A 21,528-nucleotide genomic window follows, 5' to 3' on the forward strand; every position below is an offset into this window, starting at 1 on the left:
GCGGGTTAGCGGGGCAGCGTCTCAAAATCGGGAGCCGGGGTTCGGGGATGCGCATGGCGGCGCCGGGCTGCCTCCACAAAAGCACGGAAGATAGCCCGGGATGCAGGATCGTGTTCAAAGCCGCGCTCCGGGTGCCATTGCACGCCAAGCACAAAGTGATCGGGAGAAGTTCCTTCCACCGCTTCGACGACGCCGTCATCGGGGCAGCGCGCCACCACGCGCAGGCCGTCGCCCACCGCGGCCACCGACTGATGATGGCTGGAGTTTACCCATCCGGAAGTTTGGCCGTGCTCAGCCGGCCAGACCGGAGCGAGAATTTGCGCGAGCGTCGAGCCGGGCTCGACCTGGACGGTATGCGCACGTGGAACTTTTTTGCCGGCTTCGTGGTTGATCTGGGTGTGGACCTCAGAGGGAATGTCCTGAAACAGCGTTCCCGTGCGCCAAACGTTGAGCGACTGTATGCCGTAGCAAATGCCGAGAATGGGCTTGTACATGTTGTGGGCGTCCTGGAGCAGCAGCTCATCTACGTTGTCGCGGCCGGGATCGGATGGGCTGGTTTCGGGACGCTTGGGAGCGCCATATTTTTCAGGGGACAAATCCGCCGGGCTGCCGGGCAGAAGGACGGCGTCGCAGGTGGTGACCAGCCGCGCGATCTCGGCATTGGGCTGGTCGAGCGGAATCACAACCGCTTCGCCCCCGGCGGCTTCCACTGCCTGAGTGTACTGCGGCAGCGAGCGCTCGTTGTATTCCGGTTTTTGCGAGTGCGGCTGGGGCACGGCAATGCGAGGACGCATGAAGTCAGTTTAACCCGGCTCCTGGCGGCGTGCAGTTTCGATTTCTGGGTTCGCAGACGACGCGGTGTGCCTGGGGTCAGGTACCGAGGCGCGAGCGTAGTACATATCTGCGATGACGGCCTGGACGCGCTGGGCAAGGGCGTCCATGTCGCGGGTGGTGTATTCCCCGGTGGAGACAGGTTTGCCGATCACCAGCTCAATCGGGTGCGGGCGGATGTGAAACGCGTTCATCGGCAGGCATTCATAGGTTCCGACAATCGCCAGCGGGACTACTGGAACCCCGGCCTTGATTGCCACGTAGAACGCGCCGCTCAAGAACGGCCTGACCTGGCCGGCGGCAGAACGTCCGCCTTCCGGAAAGACGACCAGGGGCATTCCATCATGCACAGTTTGGGAAGCGCGATTCAGCGCACGCAGGCTGGAGCGCGCGTCTTCCTGGTCGACTGCAATCTGGCCGGAGCGCCGCAGGTGCCATCCCATGAAGGGGTAGCGGAAGAGATGCTCTTTGGCGATGATCCGGAACGGCATGGGCAGGTTGGCGTAGAGGACAGGAATGTCGAGCGCCGAGACGTGGTTGGCCGCATACACGGCGGGCTGGTGAGGTTGAAGATTTTCAAGCCCGGTAATACGGACCGGGGAGAGTGTGGTTTTGAGAATAAGCCACGACCACAGGCGTGCGAACCAGTGCTGAACGCGACCGCGGCGGTCAAATAACGAAGACCCCAGGGACAACGTCCCCAGGACGACGGTGTAGAAATAAATCAGCGGGTCCAGCACAAAGATCGACCGGACCCAGCTGAGCGCATTCTGGAATTTGGAGGATCGGCTCACCTACGAAGTGAACAGGGTACCACGTCTGCCGTGAGCGGCAGCGGCTCAGACGTGCTGCAGCTGTTCCCGCGTTCTCTCGTTGCGAACGTTTCCGGTGTTAAGCGTCGTCTTAGGCTCGAGCAGCACCAGGTGAACCTCTTCGTCTGCGATCGGAAGATGCTCCATTTTCTTCGGCACGATGACGAACTCACCGGGGTGAAGCATCAGCTCGCTCTCCACGCCCTTTTCGCGGTACTTCATGCGCAAGTTTCCCTTGACGATGAGAAACAGCTCGTCTTCCTCATCATGGTGGTGCCAGACAAATTCGCCTTTCACCTTGACCAGCTTCACGTAGGAGTCGTTCAATTCACCGGCAATCTTGGGATCGTAGTAGTCCTGAAAACGGGAGAACTTCTCAGCAAGATTAACTTTTTGCATGGCTCTGCTCCTGCTGGATCAGATGTGCAGACGCGGGTTTCAGACTCAGTCTTATGACGGGTGGAATGAAGCGCAAGGCATGGGACGAATTGGTTCCTGATAGGTAGCGGGAAGAACTGGTGATACACTCGCGACTTTTCCTTTGTCATCGTTCAATACCAAGGAGCGGGCGCGATGCTGGTCCGAGTTCTATGCATGCTGGCGGCGAGCTCCGCGGGCGGTTGGTCCCAGGCGACAAAACCGAGTGAAGCTGCCCCGGCGCGTGTGGTTTATCTCAAGTGCGGCACGTTGATCGACGGCCGATCCGATCAGCCGCGGCGGAGTGTAGTTATTACGGTTACGGGAGAAAAAATCAGCGAAGTAAAAGGAGGGGCATCGCTGCCTTCGGGAGCGGAGGTTGTCGACCTTAGTACCGAGACGTGTCTCCCAGGCCTGATCGACACCCACACTCATGTGTTGCTGCAAGGGGACATCACTCCGGCAGATTACGACGAGCAGCTGCTGAAGCAATCCCGGGAGTACCGGACGATTCTGGGCACACAGGCCGCACGTCGGGCATTGGAAGCGGGCTTCACCACGATCCGCGACCTAGAGACGGAAGGCGCCATGTACGCCGATGTGGACATCAAGCGGGCCATCAATAACGGAATCATTCCCGGACCGCGCATGCAGGTAGCGACGCGCGCACTGGATGTTACCGGCGCCTATCCGCTGCTGGGCTATTCCCCGGAGGTTGAGGTGCCGCATGGATTGCAGATGGTGGATGGCCCCGATGAGGCGCGCAAGGCGGTGCGCGAGCAGATCAGCTATGGCGCGGACTGGATCAAGGTATACAGCGACCGCAGCTACCGGGTGCGGCCGGACAATACCGTCGACGGCATTCCAACCTTCACGATGGAGGAACTGCGAGCCATCGTGGACGAGGCCCACCGCCAGCGGCATCGTGTGGCTTCTCATGCGATGGCTCTCAACGGGGTGCACAATTCAGTGGAGGCGGGCGTCGACACGATCGAGCACGGAGCATACATCGCGCCGGAAGATATGAAGGCGATGATCGCCAAGGGCATCTACTACGTGCCTACGCTCTATGTCGGTGAGTACGTGGCGGAAGGACGAGCCACAACCGGCGCCCCGGTATGGCGGGAGATTCCCAGAATTCACGGGGAAACGTTCCGCCGGGCGGTGCAATCGGGCGTGAAGATCGCCTTCGGCACCGATGCCGGCGGTTTTGACTGGAAGATGAACCCCGCGGTGGAGTTTCCGCTGATGGTGAAGTATGGGATGACGCCGATGCAAGCGATCAAGTCGGCGACACTGGTCGCGTCCGAGTTGCTCGATTGGCAGGATCAGATCGGAACTGTGGAACCGGGCAAATTTGCAGACCTAGTCGCTCTTCCAGGCGACCCGCTGGCTGACATTACTGCCCTGCAGAAAGTGAACTTCGTGATGAAGGGCGGGCAAATCTATCGCCGGCCGGAAAGGCCGCCCAGCATTCCACGTTGAGCTCTAGGCGCTGGCGAAGAACTTTTTCATCCTCTCCAGGCCGCGATCGATCTCCTTCATCGAGGTGGCATACGACATGCGAATATGCTCGCCGGTGCCGAAGGCCTCGCCCGGTACCGTCACCACGTGGGCCTCGCGCAACAGACGCGAAGCAACCTCGGAGGCGGACTTCATACCGTCCTTGCGGATATAGGCCGATACGTTGGGATACGCATAGAATGCGCCTTGCGGCAGCGTGCAGTGGATGTGGGGAATCTCGCGCAAGCCATGCACCATGCGCTCGCGGAGCTTGATGTAATCTTCCGCCATCTCGCGAACGCAGTCTTGTGGTCCGTTGAGCGCAGCTACAGCCGCCTTCTGCACGATGGAGGTGGGATTCGAGGTGGACTGGCTTTGCAGCTTTTGCATCGCAGCCACAATCTTCGCCGGACCCAGCGCGTATCCCATGCGCCATCCGGTCATGGCGTAAGTCTTGGAGAGTGAGCCAATGATGACCAAATGCTCTTTGGCATCATGGATTGAGCCGGCGGAAAAGCGGCGGCCGGTGTGGTCGAGGTAGACGTAACACTCGTCGTCGATCACGTAGATGCCGCGAGCGTGAGCCAGCCGGACAATGGCGGTAATATCCTGCGGGCTCATCACGGCGCCGGAAGGATTGTTTGGCGAATTGAGGATGATGGCTTTGGTCCGCGGGCTGATGACGCGCTCCACCATTTCCGCTGTAATCTGAAACGCGCGGCGCTCATCGGTCTCGACGAACACCGGCACGCCTCCGGCATAACGGACGATGTCCTTGAACGACACCCAGTAGGGCACGGGAATGATCACCTCATCGCCATGATCCACGAGCACCTGAACGGCATTGAACAGCGCGTGCTTGCCGCCGGTTGAGGCGATGGCTTCTTCGCGCTTGTAATCGGAACCAAAGTCCTGCGCGTGGCGGCTGACGATGGCATCGCGAAGCTCAGCGATTCCTGCTACCGCGGTGTACTTATTGAAACCGGCCTGGACAGCGGCAATGGCAGCGTCGCGGATGTGCTGCGGTACCTGGAAGTGTGGCTCGCCTGCGCCAAAATCGACCAGATCGGCGCCGCCAGCCCGGAGTTTTTCAGCCTCAGCCACCACCGCCATGGTGGCCGACACTTCGATGCGATCAATGCGCTGGGTGAATACGGCTTGGGTTGCTACTGCCATTGCTTCTGTTCCTTTCCTGTGATTATCAAGTTCCGTTGACTTTGCTGTGCAGGCGTTCTTCGACCATCTCGGGTACCAGTCCCCGCACTGATCCGCCCAGCTCGGCGATCTCTTTCACCAGCCGCGAACTGACGTAGCTGTAAGCCTCCGCCGGCATCATGAATACCGTTTCCATTTGCGGATATAGCTTGCGATTCATAAGCGCCATCTGCAGCTCATATTCATAATCGCTGATCGCCCGGATACCACGCAACAGGACCTGCGCGTGAACCTTGCGGGCGTAGTCCACGAGCAGCCCTTCGAAGGTGTCGATACGCACGTTGCCCCAGCGTGCCGTCAGCTCCTTCATCATCGCCATACGCTCAGTCAGCGTGAACAGCGGGTGCTTCTCGGGGTTGCGCAGGATGGCGACTATGAGTTGGTCAAAAATCTCTGCCCCGCGCGCAATCAAGTCGAGGTGCCCGTTGGTGACCGGATCAAAAGACCCGGGATAGATGGCGACGACGTTCTTCAATGTTCTCAGCGGCCTGCTGGAAGCGATTCTAAGGGCTGGCGAAGGTGCGGGGCAACCTGAAGATTGAGCAGCATGGGAAGCCGAGCGATCGGGCTGCAGGACACGCTTGCCTTTGTTATGCTGGAGCGCCGCATGGGACTCCAGCTACCGACAATTTCGTTGCTTCGAAGGCTTGTCCTCTGCTGCATCCTTACCACTCTAGTCGTCACCGCCAGTCCCGGGACGCTTCGAGCCCAAGGCGCTCCTTCCGGCGCGGCGAAAGCGCCGGCTTCTGCTCCTGCCTCGTCCGATCCCTGGTGGAAGCATGCGGTCATTTACGAAATCTATCCGCGGAGTTTTCAGGACAGCGACGGAGATGGTGTCGGCGATCTGAAGGGCATCACCTCGCGTCTCGACTATTTGCGCGACCTTGGCATTGATGCCATCTGGATCACGCCCTTCTATCCTTCGCCGCAGGTCGATTTCGGTTATGACATTGCTGACTATGAGGCCATAGACCAGCAATTTGGCACCATGGCGGATTTTGATCGTCTGATGCAGGAAGCCAAGAAACGCAATATCCGCGTGATCCTCGACCTGGTGCTCAACCACACCTCCGACCAGCATTCCTGGTTTAAGGAATCGCGCTCCTCGCGCACCAATTCCAAGCGCGACTGGTACATCTGGCGTGACGGCAAGAATGGCGGACCGCCGAACAACTGGCTTTCCTGGTTCGGCCATTCCGCCTGGACGTTAGACCCCAAAACCAGCCAGCACTACTACCACTATTTTTACGTCCAGCAACCGGACTTGAATTGGCGCAATCCCGAAGTGCGGAAAGCCATGTACGACGTGCTGCGATTCTGGCTGGATCGCGGCGCCGCCGGCTTTCGCGTTGATGCCGTGTCACGGTTGTTTGAAGACCCCGACCTGCACGACGATCCAATACTGCCCGGCTTCAACGCCTACGGCGATCCGAATATTGAGCACAGGTACACAGACAATCTTCCGGAAGTGCACGATGTTTTGCGGCAGTTGCGGCAAATCGTGGATGGCTATCCCGGGAATGCGGTGCTGATATCGGAAGCCGATGAGCCGAACATCAGCGAGCTTTCCAAGATGTATGGCAAGAGCAACGATGAGATCCAACTGCCCATGGATTTTCAGATTGCGGATGTGAACCGGCTCGCAGCGCCGGAATTCCGGCGACTGCTGGAGGAGATAGAGCACAATCCGGCTGGCGGCCAGCCGGAATACTTCTTCAGCAATCACGACCAACCGCGGCAATGGGATCGCTACGGCGATGGTGTCCACAATGATCAGATCGCGAAGCTGATGGCGGCGCTTCTACTGACGACTCGGGCGACTCCGCAGATGTACTACGGCGAAGAAATCGGCATGCGCACTACGTCACCGGTCCGCAAAGAAGATGTCCAGGATCCGGTGGGCAGAACAGGATGGCCGAAGGACAAGGGCCGCGATGGCGAGCGGACGCCGATGCAGTGGGATGCGTCGAGAAATGCGGGCTTCACGACTTCGACTAAACCCTGGCTGCCGGTGCCGCCCAGCTATCAGCAATACAACGTTGCGGTGGAAGCAAAGGATCCCGATTCGATTTTAAGTTTTTACAAGCGCCTGCTGGCGTTGCGGCGAAACCAGCCAGGGCTGCGGGAGGGCGCTTATATTTCGGTGGACCGTGACGATCCCAACGTTTTGGCTTTTCTGCGCAAGCCTCGACAGGGAAATTCGGTGCTCGTGGCGCTGAATATGAGTGCTGAGCCGCGGACAATCAGCCTTGATCTTTCGGCGGAGGGGATCAGGAATCCCATCGCCCGCACGCTGCTCACGGCCCCGTTGAGTAAGGAGAATTCGGTGTCGCTCAAGTCCCTAGTCATTCCCGCGTTCGGGGTATTCATAGCTGCAGTGAATTAGGACCGTCGCATGCCTGGGAAAGACATCTCTCTCGGATATGATTTTTCGCCAACAGAAAACTTGCCAAGGAACTCCATGCCAGAAAACGATGCTGTTAGCAGACGCACATTTCTTAAGGGAAGCGCAGCGGTAGTTGCAGCGGCTGCGGTTTCTACGATTCCCGTAACATCATCAGCGGCGGCCAGCGCTGCGGCCGAATTGGAATTTGCCTCTGCATTCGAGGCCGCTGCTGCGATTCGCAAGAAAAAGATCAGTTCGGTTGAATTGACCAAAGCAGTCCTGGCGCGCATCGACCGCTTTAATCCCAAGCTCAATGCCATCGTCACGCTCACTGCCGACCAGGCGCTCGAGCGCGCCCGTGCCGCTGATGGGGCGCTGGCCAAAGGCCAGGTGTGGGGAGCGTTTCATGGTGTTCCTTGCACCATCAAAGACAGCTTCGAGGTGGAGGGAGTTCGCACCACCTGCGGCGCCAAAGAACTGGCGAACTATGTCCCCAAGCAGGATGCGGTGTGCGTTGCCCGCTATCGGAAAGCGGGCGCGGTCATCCTGGGCAAGACCAACGTGCCCACGTATGCCGCCGATTGGCAGAGCTATAACGATATCTTCGGTACCACGAACAATCCCTGGGACGTGACGCGCACTCCGGGTGGATCCAGCGGAGGCGAAGCTGCCGCCATCGCCAGTGGACTGAGCTACTTTGGGGTGGGCAGCGACATTGGGGGCTCACTGCGCGTTCCCGCAGATTTCTGCGGCATCTATGCGCACAAGTCGTCGGTTGATGTCGTGCCCATGAAAGGACATATCCCACCACCGCCGGGGGTGACCGATATTCCTCTGCACCTCCCGGTTGCTGGGCCACTGGCGCGCAACGCTGAAGACTTGCGGGCGCTGCTTGAGGTGCTGGGTGGCCCGGTGGAGGCGGATCAGGTGGCATATCGCTGGTCGCTGCCGGCCGCGCGCCATTTGCGACTTTCGGAATTTCGGGTGGGTTACGTCCTGGATGACAAGAATGCGCCGGTTTCGTCAGAGGTACGCAGTGGGCTCGAGGAAACGGTGCGCGCGCTGCAAAAGGCAGGCGTTAAAACGGAGGAGGGCTGGCCGCAAGGAGTCAACCTCACAGAAGAGTATCTGACGTATGTCGAGCTGTTAGCGCCGATCATCTCTGGCGGGCCTCCGCCAGATTTATTTCAGAAGGCTCCGTTGCCGCCGCCCAAGAATATCGGCGAGGCATTTGCCTTCGCACCCTATGCGCCCCATATCTATTATTTCCGGGTCATGGCGGCGCGCGAGAACGCTGGCGCCGCCTGGCGCGAATACTTCAAGACGCATGATGTGTTTCTAATGCCGGTGGCCACAGTTCCCGCGTTTCCCCATGATCACAGCCAGCCGATGCCGGCGCGCACGCTGAACACTCCTGAAGGCCCGCGCCCTTACACCGACACGCTCTTTTGGGCTGGTTTTGCGACCATGACGGGATTTCCTGCTACTGCCGCTCCAGTCGGGTTTACGTCCGGAGGATTGCCGTTGGGGGTGCAGATACTGGGTCCCTGGCTGGAAGACGCCACGCCGATCGAGTTCGCGGCTCAGCTGTCGAAAGTGATTGGCGGGTACAAACCGCCGAAGGGGTACGCCTAAATTGACCAGATCATCCCAGGTTTGGAAACAGCCGGTCCTTCGACTCGGGCCTCCAGCCACCCCAGCAAACCAACAGCGGGTTTGCTGGGGACCCCGGGCATTCGGCCCTCGCGCAAGATGACAGCCTGGAATTACGTCAGTTCTCACACAGACTCTGACGCCGAGGACACACCTGGAATACCTAGCGTCTTATCGACACCGCCTTGGCGTGTTCGATTTGCGGTGGGCTCGCCGGTGCTGGCTTTTCTTCCTTTACGACCAGACCGATGGCTTTCTTGACTTCGGCCTCGATCTTGGCGGTGATGTCCTTGTTCTCTTTCAAAAAGGCGCGCGCATTCTCGCGCCCCTGGCCGATGCGCTCGCCCTTGTAGCTGAACCAGGCGCCAGATTTCTCGACGAGGTTATTGTTCACGGCGATGTCCAGCAGATCGCCTTCGCGCGAGATGCCTTCGCCGTACATGATGTCGAATTCCGATTCACGAAATGGAGCCGCGACCTTGTTCTTCACTACTTTTACTTTAGTTCGCGATCCCACCACCTGATCGCCTTCCTTGATGGCGGCGATGCGGCGGATGTCCACCCGCACCGAGGCATAGAACTTCAGCGCACGACCACCGGTGGTGGTCTCGGGATTGCCGAACATCACGCCGATCTTTTCACGGATCTGGTTGATGAATACCAGGCAGGTGCGCGACTTGGAAACAATGCCGGTGAGCTTGCGCAGGGCCTGCGACATCAAGCGCGCCTGAAGGCCGACGTGGCTGTCGCCCATCTCGCCATCGAGTTCGGCTTTCGGTACCAAGGCGGCGACGGAGTCAATGACCAATACGTCAATCGCCCCCGAGCGAACCAGAGCCTCGGCGATCTCCAAGGCCTGCTCGCCGTAGTCGGGCTGAGAGACGAGCAGGTTGTCCACATCCACGCCCAGCTTGCGGGCATATTGCGGATCGAGAGCGTGTTCGGCATCGACGAAGGCAGCCATGCCGCCGGTCTTTTGCGCCTCGGCGATTACCTGCAGAGCTATGGTGGTCTTGCCGGAAGATTCGGGTCCGAAGATCTCGACTACTCGACCGCGGGGGAACCCGCCCACGCCGAGGGCGGCGTCGAAGGATATGCAGCCGGTAGGGATGACCGCGATGGGAACAATAGCTTCCTTGCTCCCCAGGCGCATGATGGAGCCCTTGCCAAACTGCTTTTCGATTTGCGAGAGGGCCAGATCGATGGCCCGGTTCCGTTCTACTGTGGCTTCAGCCATGAACACACTCCTGATATGTTGCCGCTGATTGGCATGGGCATTGGCCGTCCGCCGGGATGGGGGAGGGCACCAGTCTGCGAATATCCATCAAGGAATCGAATCAGTGCGGCCTTTTGTATGACTCCACCCCGATTGTACTGGACGCCAGATTATATCTCCTGTGGAAACCAGAAGCGAATAAAAAGCGAAGCAAAGCCGATTCGGGAGGTTAGCATTCCTGGCACCATTCCCCAAGCTTGGGGCGACATGGGAAGGCGCTATCGCTTCAGCAAATCCACAGGCTCCGTCACATCTTTGACGCGAAAGACCGCAGCCAACGTGGGATGCTTGCGCGCCACCTCTTCGTACATGGCATAGGCCACACGGCGGTACGAGATGTGCCCTTCGGGCTTGGAGCGCAGCTCCGCGATGTACACGGCTTCGGCGAAGTCCATCTTAAACAGAGTTCGCCGCCGGAAGGCGAGCGGAATCACGTACTGCGCACTCTCAGTCGCTGACGGCTGGCCCGGGCGTTTTGCCAGCCAGTCATAAGCTGCCGCGGCACGCTTCATTGCCGCGTCATATATGTCGCGCTTACCAGCGGCGACGATCTCCTCGGGAGTGTCGTAGCCGTGTGCCGTGGTGAACTCCTGCCCGATCTGGGTGCAGCGGCGGTGCCGGTGCATATCGCGGAAACCGCCGATGTCCATCAGGATGTCGAAACGAAGCGCCTGCCCAGCGGCGAACGCGCGCAGCAACTCATCGTGACGCCCACGGTGCTTCGTGCCCATGCTGATGACTTCTTCGCGCCGGGCGGAGCTCAGGGCCTCAACGCGCTCTCGCAATTGCCGGTAGGGATACTGGCAGTGCTCGTACAGCAGTGTGGTCGCGAGTTCAATTTCCAGCGGATCAGGGTCGAGAAGTTCCACCGGACGTGCTGGTTGAATTTCAGCGTTCCGCATCAACTCCGCGGCGGCTTGCCGCAGTTCGTTGTGCGTGTCCGTGAGGTATGCGCTCTTTTCTGCATATTTCACTAATGTAGGCGCCACACGAACTTCTCTCAGCAACAGTTCGCTTGCCTGGCGCGCCAGGTCTTCATCGATTTGGCACAGCTTCGCAATCAAGTCGCTAAACTTCGCCTGATTCACATTCCAGGCCGGCGCGCGCGATGCCTGCTTCAGTAGTTCGCCGAGGTGCTGAATCTCGGGATGCGGGTCGGAAAGCAGACGCGAAATCTGCCCTTCCAGGGTGCGCGCGTTGACGATCTGCCCCAGCGACGTGTTGGTCGCCAACGGCAGCAAATAGCGTGTGATGTCGAAAGCGCGGGCCCGGAGCGTACGTTCATAAGCGTCGGGCTTCATGTCTTCGGGTCGCGGCGTGAGATTCCGCAAATACTCGAATAACTGCTCAGAAAGGATTTCGTAGTCGCGGAAGAGCGAATCAACGGTCTCCTGAAAAAGCTGCTGCGCGTCGCGGTCGCCGCCAAAATCCGGGACGTAATATTTTCCCTTGCGAAAATCCTGATAGCGGGTGGAGCGCTCCTGGCCATCCCAACGCTGCTCGTCGACCAGGGTGATCGCCGCCAGAATCGAAAGCTTCTCGATGGCCATGGCGATGTGGGCCAAGTCCGCGATGGAGCGATGGCCGTACTGAAAGTAGAAGGTGTTGAGAAATTTTTCCGCCTTCTGCTCGTTGATCTCGCGCAGCGACTCCTTCATCGACAGCGCGGAACGCGAGTACTTCGCCATGGCGTAGGCTTGCACTTCGGGATCGACGCCATGAACCGCAAACACTTCGATGGTTGAAGCCTCTGTGGATTGCTGTTGCGGAGTCATGAGAGTTTCCATGAACATGCGATGGCATAGTAATCGGCCATCAGCGGCGCTGCAATCCTTCCAGTTGGCAGGGCAGCAGCGGCTTTTCCTATGAATCCTTTACAGGATTGGTGACTCTAATAAGAAAGGTGTTGGCGAATGAAGTTCTTGTCGATGATAATAGCGGATTATTCCTTGGATAGCCTGGGCTCTCATACTCTGAATGAGTAAGTTCTCATACATAGCAGTGGGGATTTTGCTGTCTCTTGCGCTGGTCGCGCCCTCGCCCGCGCAAAACTTTTTCTCCCCGGATCACAGCCCCGGCGTCGCCGAGTTCTTCGCTGACGACAGCATCTCCGTATCGAGACCGATCGCGTCTGAGATACCTGACCCTCGCGCTGTTATGCCGTCTGATGTAGCCCTGCGCACATACCTGGAGCACGCGAGACACCAGATGGCCGAGTTGGGCGCCACCAGCGATCTCACCATTGTCGAAGCCGTTCTTCCCGATAGTTCCCAGCGTGGCCGGTTCGAGTTGCACCGGGTATTTTCAGCGCCGCGATCTTTGGCCTTTACCTCGGTTTCCTTTGTCGGCGACACGTTCGTGAAGACCAACATCATCAATCGATTCCTGCAATCGGAAGTTGAACACGTCGAGAAAGGTAACGGGGCGCAATCGGCGATTACTGCCGACAATTACCACTTCAGCTACAAAGGGACCGACACGCTGAACGGGCAGACGGTTCACGTTTTCCAGGTGAAGCCCCGTAAGAAGCGTGTGGGGCTTTTTAAAGGCAAGATTTACCTCGACGCCTACAGCGGGAGCCTGCGTCGTTCCGAGGGCACGCTGGCAAAGTCTCCGTCATTTTTCGTGAAGAGGATCAGCTTTACCCAGGACTACGCGGATGTCACCGGATTCAGCTTGCCGGTGCGGATGCACTCGGTAGCCCAGACCCGCCTGGTAGGGCGCGCGATCGTAGATGTGGTGCATCAGGATTACCAGGCCTCGCCGATCCAGTCTTCTTCTAGCACGCAGGTTGCCGCAGGCAAATAATCAGTCCAGTTTCGACTTAGGATTTTACCGATAGCGATGTTTGCAGCACCGCGCTGATCTTTCGCCTGATCGGCCCATCTTGCTTCTCTCACAACAAATTTGATTATTATCGGAACCAATGAACACAATTCTCGACAGGGTCGACCACCGACCCTGGCCGCTACCTAGCGGGGCACATGTCATGGTGCAGACCTGGCGTGATCTGCTATTCGCGCACTGGCCGCTGGCGCCGGAGAAACTTCGGGCTCTTGTACCACGAGAATTGACCTTAGACGTTCGCGAAGGTCTGGCGTGGGTGGGATTAATTCCATTCACCATCGTTGGCCTGCGGCGGCCATTTCTGCCCGCGATTCCGGGGATTTCGAATTTCCACGAGCTCAATGTACGAACTTACGTGACGGTTGGAGGCAAGCCTGGGGTTTACTTCTTCAGCCTGGACGCGGCCAACTTGTCCGCGGTCAGGGCTGCCCGCTGGTTGTACAAGCTGCCCTACTTCCACGCGCGGATGTCACTGCGGCGCCAAGGAGGCTGGATTTCGTATCAGAGCCGGCGAAGGAATTGCCCTCTGGGAGAGGCTGACTTCCGCGGACGATACCGGTCAGTGGGAGAGGTTTGGCACAGTTGCGCCGGGAGTCTTGAGCACTGGCTTACGGAGAGATATTGCCTTTATACCGTGCGGCAGGGACGGGTTTATCGCGCGGAGATTCATCACCTGCCGTGGCCGCTGCAGGATGCGGAGCTCGAGCTTGAGTTGAACAAAGTGGCTCAGGCCGACGGCATCGAGTTGCCCGATTCCCAGCCCGTGCTGCAGTTTGCCCGAGAGTTAAAGGTTCTGGTTTGGCCGCTGAGAAGGATCCTGTGAAGGAAGTTTGGCCAAGGATTTCACGGATTCACACGGATCAGCATCAGGAAATCAAAAACCAGCAAATCTGGACTTCATATACAGCCCGCCCCAGCCGAGAAGACGTCCGCAGCGAGAGACTTCAACCGGATCTGCAAACGACCTTGTGAATCCAGATTTCAAAAGAGATCCATATGAATCTGTGAAATCCGTGGCCAGGGCTCTGCGAACCCGTATAATCTCGGCTTCCTGTCGGGAGCGATGGATGGGCGATCTGAAGGGACATGTGGCGCTGGTTACGGGCGCATCACAAGGCATCGGACGCGCCTGCGCGCTGCGATTAGCAAAAGCAGGAGCGACGCTAGCCCTGGCTGCACGTAACCAGCAGAAACTGGCGGAGGTCTGCGGCGAAATCACCAGTGCCGGCGGACAGGCTGCAGTCTTCAAGATGGACGTGGCCAATGAAGATGAAATCAAATCGGCAATCAAGGCGGCGCTCAGCCAACTCGGGAAGATCGACATCCTGGTCAATAATGCCGGGATCACCCGCGACCAGCTCATTCTGCGCCTGAAGCGCGCCGATTGGGATGCGGTGCTCAATACCAATCTCACCAGCGCTTACCTGACTATTCAGCAGGTGCTCAGTTCGATGCTCAAACAGCGTTGGGGACGGATCATCAACATCACCAGCGTCTTCGGGCGAATGGGGCAGGTGGGACAGGCGAATTATGCGTCGTCAAAAGCCGGGCTGATCGGGCTGACGATGGCCATCGCGCGCGAGGTAGCTTCGCGCAATATTACGGTCAATGCAGTAGCGCCCGGATTCATCGAGACGGCGATGACCGCGGAGCTCCCTGCCGATTTCAAAGAGAACGCACTGAAACTCATCCCGCTGGGACGAGTCGGGACCGACGAAGATGTAGCCAATGCCGTAGCGTTTCTCGCCTCGGAGGAAGCCGGCTACATCACCGGCCACGTGCTCAACGTGAACGGCGGGATGCTGATGGGGTGAGGGCGTTCTTGTGCACGGCCACCGCGCAATGTCCCCCTGAGCGGCGGTCACGTGCGAAGTATGCAACTGCGGATCCCTCGTCGGACTTCGTTCTCCTCGTGATGACAAAACCGGGATCGCAACTCCACCTACTGCCGGATCTCCACCACCAGGATGATGCGGTTCATCTTGGGATCCACGGTAACGGCCACTGCCTTCGCGCCGGGATACTTTGTCAGAAAATCGTTCAACTCGCTCAGCCCGACATCGTTGTTAAAGGAATAGGCCCGCGTGGTGACTTGCGACTGGCTGCTGGCGGCGGGCGGAGGCGGGGCCTGACTCGAAGATGATGCCTGGCTTGCGGAAGCAGCGGCCCGCTGACTAGCGGTCCACATTGCGATCAAAAGGGTGATCAGGAGAATCGGCCACAGAAGGTTCTTTTGCATGCTGACTCCTCGAATAGAAGATCAAGGAGATTGTCGCATGCGAACGGGAGTTAGCAGTTGGCACTTAGCAATTAGCGATTGGCGTCAAGCAATCCAGCTGGTGATCAGCTTCGATCCGATGGTCCTGCTTCAACCGCGAAATCCTTCGACTCGGACGCGGCTTGGCTCGCCGCGTCCTCGCTCAAAATGACAGCGCCATGGCTGTCTTAGCTACACCCACTGGTCGAGCCGCAGCTCATGCAGCGGTAGCAGGAACCGTTGCGCGTCATGATGGCGCCGCAGACGTGGCAGGTGGGTGCGTCGCCCAGGTCCACGAAATTCTTGAGCGCATCGGCGGCGTGGATGTGAGCCGCGCCGCCTGTATGAGCGCCTGCGCCGGCACGCGGTCCCGCCGTCTTCATGGAAGACGCCGCGTGCACATCACCTCCGACCGAGCTGCCGTTTTCCTCCGGCAAAGCGGCAATCGGCGACTTGGGGCGCAATCCCTCGAACAAGATTCCCTGCTGGCCTTCGATGAAGCGCAACTGCAGCCAGCGGAAGATATAATCCATAATCGACTTGGCGTAACCGATGTCAGCGTTGGTGGTCCAGCCGCTGGGCTCGAAACGGGTATGCGAGAACTTCTCGCACAAGAGCTTGAGCGGCACGCCATGTTGCAGGGCGATGGAAATGGCCAGGGCGAAGGAATCCATAAGGCCGGAGATGGTCGATCCTTCCTTGGCCATGGTGATGAAGATTTCCCCCGGTTGGCCGTCGGGATAGAGGCCCACCGTGATGTAGCCCTCGTGACCGGCAATGTTGAACTTGTGGGTGAGCGAGGCGCGCTCCACCGGCAGATGATGACGCACCGCGCGCGGTGGCGACTGCGCATCACGCTCGTCGATTGGCCCGGAGCTGCGCTCCGGCTGGGCGGCTTGTCCTGCGTCTTCTTTCTTCGACATCGCTGTGGCGGTGCCCGCGGCTGAAAGCGGCTGCGACTTCTTGCAGCCGTCGCGGTAGATAGCCACCGCCTTCAGACCCAGGCGCCAGGCCTGCATGTAGGCCTGCTCGATCTCTTCGATGGTGGCCGACTCGGGAAGGTTCACGGTCTTCGAGATGGCGCCCGAGATAAATGGCTGTGTGGCAGCCATCATGCGCAGGTGTCCCATGTAATGGATGGAGCGCGTGCCCTTCGCGGGCTTGAAGGAACAGTCGAACACCGGCAGGTGGTCTTCCTTGATGTGCGGAGCTCCCTCGATGGTTCCAGTGGCGTCGATGTAGCCGACGATGGCCGCAGCCTGTTCAGTGGTATAACCGAGCTTGAAGAGCGCAGCCGGAACGGTGTTGTTGACGATCTTGATCATGCCGCCGCCGACCAGCTTCTTGTACTTCACCAGAGCGAGGTCGGGCTCGATGCCGGTGGTGTCGCAATCCATCATGAAGCCGATGGTGCCGGTCGGCGCCAGTACCGTGACCTGCGAATTGCGATAGCCGAACTTCTCTCCGTGAGCCAGGGCTTCGTCCCAGGTGGACTTGGAAGCGGCGATCAACTCCGGAAGCTGCGAGCTTTTCACCAGCGACGTGGTCGAGGACAGCGAACTGCCCACGCTGTTCACGGAAGCGCGGTGCATGCGGATCACGTCAAGGAAGGGCTCGCGGTTGAGGTAAAAGCCCGGACAGGCTCCGCCGGAGATCAAGCCCGCGTTTTGCGTGAGCAGATCGGTGGCCGGTTCCAGTTGCGGGCATTGCTCGGCAATGATCGATGATTGCTTGTAGGCCTCGCCGCACATGATGGCGGTAACGCAGGCAGCATAATCGCGGCCGCCATCGGAGTCGTAGGGCAGACCTGCGGCCATGAGCAGCGCGCCCAGGTTGGCATAGCCAAGGCCTAGCGGGCGATAATCGTGCGAGTTCCTGGTGATGGCTTCCGTGGGATAGCCGGCAAAATCCACCAGGATTTCCTGCGCGGTGATGAGCACGTCCACCGCGTGACGGAAGGCCGCGATGTCGAAGGTGCCGTTGGGGGCAAACTTCATCAGGTTCAGCGATGCCAGATTGCACGCGGAATCGTCAAGGAACATGTACTCAGAGCAGGGGTTGGAAGCGTTGATCCGCGCCGTATTCTTCGACGTGTGCCAGCGATTGACAGTTGTATCGAACTGCATGCCGGGATCGCCGCATTGCCAGGTGGCTTCGGCGATCTTGGTCAGCAGGGCGCGAGCCTTGTAGGTCGAGACGGTCTTGCGGTCTTTGACGGTCAGAGTCGAAAAGTCGGCATCGCGCTCGACGGCCAGCATGAAGTCGTCGGTAACGCGAATCGAGTTGTTGGCATTCTGGAAGAAGATGGAGCTGTAGGCTTCCGAATCGGGCGACGAGCCATCGTAGCCAGACTGCACCAGTGCCCACGCCTTGGCTTCCTCCTTGGCCTTGCAGTCGATGAAGTCCACGATGTCGGGGTGATCGATGTTGAGGATCACCATCTTGGCAGCACGGCGGGTCTTGCCGCCGGACTTGATCACGCCGGCGAAAGCGTCAAAGCCTTTCATGAAACTCAGGGGACCCGAAGCCTGGCCGCCGCCAGACAGGTTCTCCATCGACCCACGCAGTGGCGAAAGGTTGGTGCCTGTTCCCGATCCCCACTTGAAGAGCATGCCTTCGGTTTTCGCCAGGGTGAGGATGGAATCAAGAGAATCGCGAACCGAGTTGATGAAGCAGGCAGAGCACTGGGGATTGCGATATCCGGTGCGAGTGAACTCGACGCGCGCGGTCTCGCGATTCCAGTGCCAGTTGCAGGCGTCGGAGTTGGGTTCGATGCGATCGCAGCCCACGTTGAACCAGACCGGCGAGTTAAAAGCCGCCATCTGATAAAGCAGGATGTGAGCCAGTTCGTCGTGGAAGACACTGGCATCGTCGGGGCTGCGGAAGTATCCGCCCTGAAGGCCCCAATCGCGAATAGTTTCAGCCACGCGCGTAATGAGCTGGCGCACTCCGGTTTCGCGCTCCGGGGTATCCAAAGGTCCGTGCAGGTATTTGCTGGCTACGATGTTGGTCGCCGTCATCGACCAGTCTTTGGGGACTTCTACGTTCTTCTGCTCGAAGATGGTCTTGCCATTGGCATCGGAGATCTGAGCAGTGCGCAATTCCCACTCCACCGTGTCGTAGGGCGAGACTCCGGCAGTGGTGAACAGGCGGCGGAACTGCAGGCCGGGAGCACGCTTGCGGTCGGATTTCTCTTTCTCCGGGATGCGGTCCTGGATGCCAACAGCGGGAGAGGAGTTGGTTTCAGAGGTGATGGCGGATTTTTCTTTGAGTTCGGACATCTTTGGTCTCCTGAATCCGATGGCAATTCTGCCCAGCTCACCGGCAATCGCTGCGGGGGCACAGCATCCATACCGGGAAGGAGTTCAAGCCAGATGGAAGCTCAAAACTCGCTATGGGATGCTGAAAGTACGCCCGTATGTTGGGCCTGTCAAGTACCTCATACTATATATTGTACATCTGTTACTTAACCTGGGCGATTCTTACCCGTAATGGGACTTGACAGATTTGGCCGCTGAAATCCGCACATTCTCTGAATTCAGCTATTTACTCAATGGTAAATCCCGGATTAATTTCCACAACTGGAAGACCGAAACAAATTTTGCGGCAACTGACCCGGAAGCTGTCCGGCTTCTCGGGTGATGCCGCCAGGCTGGAGGCGAATCCCCCGGGGTCGCGCCTGTAGTTTGGCGCTAACCTCGGTGCGATCCAAAACTCATCTGCTTCGCAATCTACGAACGGGCAGCAGGAAGGTCAATTCAAGAAATGCAGTGCTCACTATGATTTCTGTGGAACTCCTGTGCGGAAAGAAGTGGCGCTGTGCAGAAGTTCGTCCTACGCCGCATCGTGGAAGATCAGGCCCAGAGTGAAGCGGGTTCCGGAACGCACGCGGCTGACACCGTGACGCAGATTGAGGCGATAAAAACCGCGGCTTCCTTTGGCAGGGCGGTAACGCGTGGTAAAGATCAGAATTTGTCCCTGCTGGGGCACAATGACTTCGGGACGCGATTGCGCTCGTGGCTGCTGTTCGACCAAGACGAACTCGCCGCCGGTGTAATCCACGTCTTTGCGACTGAGAAAGCAAGTCAGCTGCAGAGGAAATGCAATCTCGCCGTAGACGTCCTGATGCAGGCAGTTGTAGTCGCCGGCTTGGTAGTGGAGGAGGAGAGGCGTGGGCCGTGTCTGTGCATGTTCCGCGCACACCTCGAGAAACTCCGGCAGAGCAGCAGGAAAGCGGGTTGCGATTCCGAGCGCTTCATGCCAGGCATTGGCGATCGGGGCCAGCGGTGGATAGGCGGACTCGCGAAGCTGTTGAATGATGGGCGGAAGCGGGTAAGCGAAGTACTTATAGTCGCCCGAGCCGAAGCGATAACGCTTCATGACGATGTGACTGCGGAATTGCGAGTCGTCGCCATAAAGACCTGTGAGTTCGCCGCATTCTTTTGGCGTGAGGACTGCCGGAGTGAGGGCGCAGCCGTCATTCCACAGATCTTGAAGGATGCGATCCCAATCGAGCTGCGCCAGACGTGCCTGGATCGAAGGGGCCTCGGCTCTTTCTGAAATACCTGTGCTTTGAGAAATGCTTCCTGATCGCGTTGCAGCCATAAGTGGTGTATAAGACAGCGTACCGCGATCCCAACCGCAGCAATATCCATTTCTTGCGATGGCATTCAGCGGCTCAGACCAGAATTCGCCCCGTGTAAATGGCCATTCCGACAATCGCATCAATTCCCTGCTGATGCAGTTGCTCGATTTCCGCCTGAGTGCTGATGCCGCCAGCCACCATGAGTCTTCGTTTGGCAGCCGCGGCCAACTCGGGAATCACCTCCAGGGGAAAGCCCTGCATCAGTCCTTCGGTGTCCACGTGGGTATAGAGGAAGGCGCCACAGTAATCGTTCAGGGCGCGCATGGCAATCGCGGGAGAAAAATCGGTGAGCGTGCGCCAGCCATGGATGGCGACGCGGCTCTGCTTGCTATCCACTCCAAAGGTAAGCTTGTCGAGACCGAGGGCGGTGGCGAGTTCGGCGGCAAATTGATGTTGAATGGCGCCATCGCGGAACAGCGCCGAGCCGATAATGACCCGGCGAGCACCCAAATCAATCGCCCTCCGCGCACCCTCAAGAGAGCGGAGCCCGCCCCCAACCTGGCAGGGGAGGCGCGACAAAAAGCGGGCGATCAGGTCCGCGTTATTTCCTGTGCCGATGGCAGCATCGAGATCGATGAGCTGCACCAGTGGATAACGCGCGAATCGCTCGATCCAGTATTCAAAGTCATCGAAGGCGAGCGCCTTCTTATCGCCTTGCACCAGCTGGACGATCTTGCCGCCCATCAAATCGATTGAAGGAATCAGCATGCGGAGTAAAGCGACCTTTCGCCAGGACAGGCAGCAACCTGGTCCGCAAATTCAGGCACAACTTCTTTCGATTGGGACGGGATTTGTGTACCCGTCCTTGCTCAAGATGACATTCCTAGACCGGCCAGCGCATGGCAATGCCAGCAGCCTGGATTTCGCGCTTGAGGTCGCCGATGGAATGAATGCCGAAATGAAAAATCGAGGCCGCTAATGCGGCGTCGGCATGGCCATCTCGGAAGACCTCGATGAAGTGCTCGATCGAACCAGCGCCACCGGAGGCAATTACCGGAATTGAGACCACGCGTTCCACCGCGGCCGTCAGCTCGCAGTCGAAGCCCTCACGCGTGCCATCGCGATCCATGGAGGTAAAGAGAATTTCCCCCGCACCGCGGCTTTCGGCTTCTTTGGCCCAAGGGAAAAGAAGCCGGCCTGTCGGCTTGCGGCCTCCGGACACATAGACTTCGGCATCGCCCAACAAATTGTGGCTCGAAGCGAGGTCGGCATCGTGTCCCTGATGGGTTTCAGAAGAGCCTTGCCGGGTGGGCGGACGGTTGACGTCAGTGGCCAAACGCTTGGCATCGATAGCGACCACTACCGCCTGCGAGCCGAAGCGTTCGGCGATCTGGGTAATCAAAGACGGGTCGGCAACGGCTCCAGAGTTGATGGTGATCTTGTCTGCTCCCGCGTCGAAGATCGCGGCCGCGTCTCTCAGGGTGCGAATGCCTCCGCCTACGGTAAAAGGCACAAAGAGCACGCGCGCGGTGTGGCGAACGGTGCTCACCAGGGTTCCACGTCCTTCGTGGGTGGCGCTGATATCGAGCAGCACGATTTCATCGGCGCCGGCTTCCGCGTGTGCAGCAGCCAGTTCCGCCGGATCTCCAGCGTCACGGAGATTCATGAACTGAACACCTTTGACCACACGTCCGCGCGAGCAGTCGAGGCAAGCGATGATGCGTTTGGTCAACACCGGATCGAGAC

18 protein-coding genes are annotated in these 21,528 nt (G+C 58.8%); 6 read left to right on the plus strand and 12 right to left on the minus strand.

What is annotated here, in order from left to right:
• Positions 1–5: 5 nt before the first annotated feature.
• The 3 genes from VEG30_10525 to VEG30_10535 are packed head-to-tail and all read right to left on the minus strand — an operon-like array spanning position 6 to position 2,042.
• Positions 6–794: a gamma-glutamyl-gamma-aminobutyrate hydrolase family protein gene (locus tag VEG30_10525; GenBank protein ID HXZ80354.1), complete on the minus strand. Its 789-nt coding sequence runs from the start codon at positions 792–794 to the stop codon at positions 6–8.
• A 9-nt stretch (positions 795–803) separates the two neighbouring features.
• Positions 804–1,625, minus strand: a complete 822-nt coding sequence (locus VEG30_10530; protein ID HXZ80355.1) for a lysophospholipid acyltransferase family protein — start codon at positions 1,623–1,625, stop codon at positions 804–806.
• 45 nt (positions 1,626–1,670) lie between these two features.
• Positions 1,671–2,042, minus strand: coding sequence for a cupin domain-containing protein (locus tag VEG30_10535; GenBank protein HXZ80356.1), 372 nt, complete (start codon positions 2,040–2,042; stop codon positions 1,671–1,673).
• A gap of 174 nt (positions 2,043–2,216) precedes the next feature.
• Between VEG30_10535 and VEG30_10540 the strand changes: the two genes are divergently transcribed.
• Positions 2,217–3,545, plus strand: a complete 1,329-nt coding sequence (locus VEG30_10540; GenBank protein HXZ80357.1) for an amidohydrolase family protein — start codon at positions 2,217–2,219, stop codon at positions 3,543–3,545.
• A gap of 3 nt (positions 3,546–3,548) precedes the next feature.
• Here the strand turns inward: VEG30_10540 and VEG30_10545 are convergent, their stop codons facing one another.
• Positions 3,549–4,739 (minus strand): pyridoxal phosphate-dependent aminotransferase, encoded by a 1,191-nt coding sequence (locus VEG30_10545; GenBank protein ID HXZ80358.1) that lies wholly within the window; start codon positions 4,737–4,739, stop codon positions 3,549–3,551.
• A gap of 25 nt (positions 4,740–4,764) precedes the next feature.
• Positions 4,765–5,253 carry a pantetheine-phosphate adenylyltransferase gene (gene coaD, locus VEG30_10550; GenBank protein HXZ80359.1) on the minus strand — a complete coding sequence of 163 codons (489 nt, stop codon included), beginning with the start codon at positions 5,251–5,253 and terminating at the stop codon, positions 4,765–4,767.
• A 72-nt stretch (positions 5,254–5,325) separates the two neighbouring features.
• Here coaD and VEG30_10555 point away from each other — a divergent pair, with 72 nt between their 5' ends.
• Complete coding sequence (locus VEG30_10555; protein HXZ80360.1) at positions 5,326–7,164, plus strand: alpha-glucosidase; 1,839 nt, start codon at positions 5,326–5,328, stop codon at positions 7,162–7,164.
• Between the two features lie 75 nt (positions 7,165–7,239).
• Positions 7,240–8,799, plus strand: coding sequence for an amidase (locus tag VEG30_10560; protein ID HXZ80361.1), 1,560 nt, complete (start codon positions 7,240–7,242; stop codon positions 8,797–8,799).
• Between the two features lie 181 nt (positions 8,800–8,980).
• On the opposite strand, the gene recA is transcribed toward VEG30_10560, so the two are convergent.
• Together recA and VEG30_10570 are read right to left on the minus strand one after the other, a co-directional pair.
• Positions 8,981–10,054 (minus strand): recombinase RecA, encoded by a 1,074-nt coding sequence (gene recA, locus VEG30_10565; protein ID HXZ80362.1) that lies wholly within the window; start codon positions 10,052–10,054, stop codon positions 8,981–8,983.
• A gap of 257 nt (positions 10,055–10,311) precedes the next feature.
• A complete protein-coding gene (locus VEG30_10570; protein ID HXZ80363.1) occupies positions 10,312–11,868 on the minus strand; it encodes an FAD-dependent thymidylate synthase in 1,557 nt (518 codons plus the stop codon).
• Positions 11,869–12,070: 202 nt separating this feature from the next.
• On the opposite strand from VEG30_10570, the gene VEG30_10575 reads away from it, so the two are divergent.
• The 3 genes from VEG30_10575 (at position 12,071) to fabG (ending at position 14,754) form a co-directional block, all read left to right on the plus strand.
• The gene (locus tag VEG30_10575; GenBank protein ID HXZ80364.1) at positions 12,071–12,901 is read left to right on the plus strand and encodes a hypothetical protein; all 831 of its coding nucleotides are present in this window, start codon (positions 12,071–12,073) and stop codon (positions 12,899–12,901) included.
• 118 nt (positions 12,902–13,019) lie between these two features.
• A complete protein-coding gene (locus VEG30_10580; GenBank protein HXZ80365.1) occupies positions 13,020–13,763 on the plus strand; it encodes a DUF2071 domain-containing protein in 744 nt (247 codons plus the stop codon).
• Positions 13,764–14,007: 244 nt separating this feature from the next.
• On the plus strand, positions 14,008–14,754 hold the full coding sequence (gene fabG / locus VEG30_10585) for a 3-oxoacyl-[acyl-carrier-protein] reductase (GenBank protein HXZ80366.1): 747 nt from the start codon (positions 14,008–14,010) through the stop codon (positions 14,752–14,754).
• Positions 14,755–14,882: 128 nt separating this feature from the next.
• On the opposite strand, the gene VEG30_10590 is transcribed toward fabG, so the two are convergent.
• The 5 genes from VEG30_10590 to hisF form a co-directional block, all read right to left on the minus strand.
• Positions 14,883–15,179, minus strand: coding sequence for a hypothetical protein (locus tag VEG30_10590; GenBank protein ID HXZ80367.1), 297 nt, complete (start codon positions 15,177–15,179; stop codon positions 14,883–14,885).
• 206 nt (positions 15,180–15,385) lie between these two features.
• A complete protein-coding gene (locus VEG30_10595) occupies positions 15,386–18,478 on the minus strand; it encodes a vitamin B12-dependent ribonucleotide reductase (protein HXZ80368.1) in 3,093 nt (1,030 codons plus the stop codon).
• A gap of 553 nt (positions 18,479–19,031) precedes the next feature.
• Positions 19,032–19,922: a 2OG-Fe(II) oxygenase gene (locus tag VEG30_10600; GenBank protein HXZ80369.1), complete on the minus strand. Its 891-nt coding sequence runs from the start codon at positions 19,920–19,922 to the stop codon at positions 19,032–19,034.
• Entirely contained in the window at positions 19,876–20,550 is a 675-nt protein-coding gene (locus VEG30_10605; protein HXZ80370.1) for a HisA/HisF-related TIM barrel protein, read from the minus strand. Before VEG30_10605 ends, VEG30_10600 begins: the two co-directional genes overlap by 47 nt.
• Before the next feature lie 115 nt (positions 20,551–20,665).
• Positions 20,666–21,517 carry an imidazole glycerol phosphate synthase subunit HisF gene (hisF, locus tag VEG30_10610; protein ID HXZ80371.1) on the minus strand — a complete coding sequence of 284 codons (852 nt, stop codon included), beginning with the start codon at positions 21,515–21,517 and terminating at the stop codon, positions 20,666–20,668.
• Positions 21,518–21,528: the final 11 nt, after the last annotated feature.

This window comes from Terriglobales bacterium (assembly GCA_035624455.1).
Classification (GTDB): Bacteria; Acidobacteriota; Terriglobia; order Terriglobales; family Acidobacteriaceae; genus DASPRM01.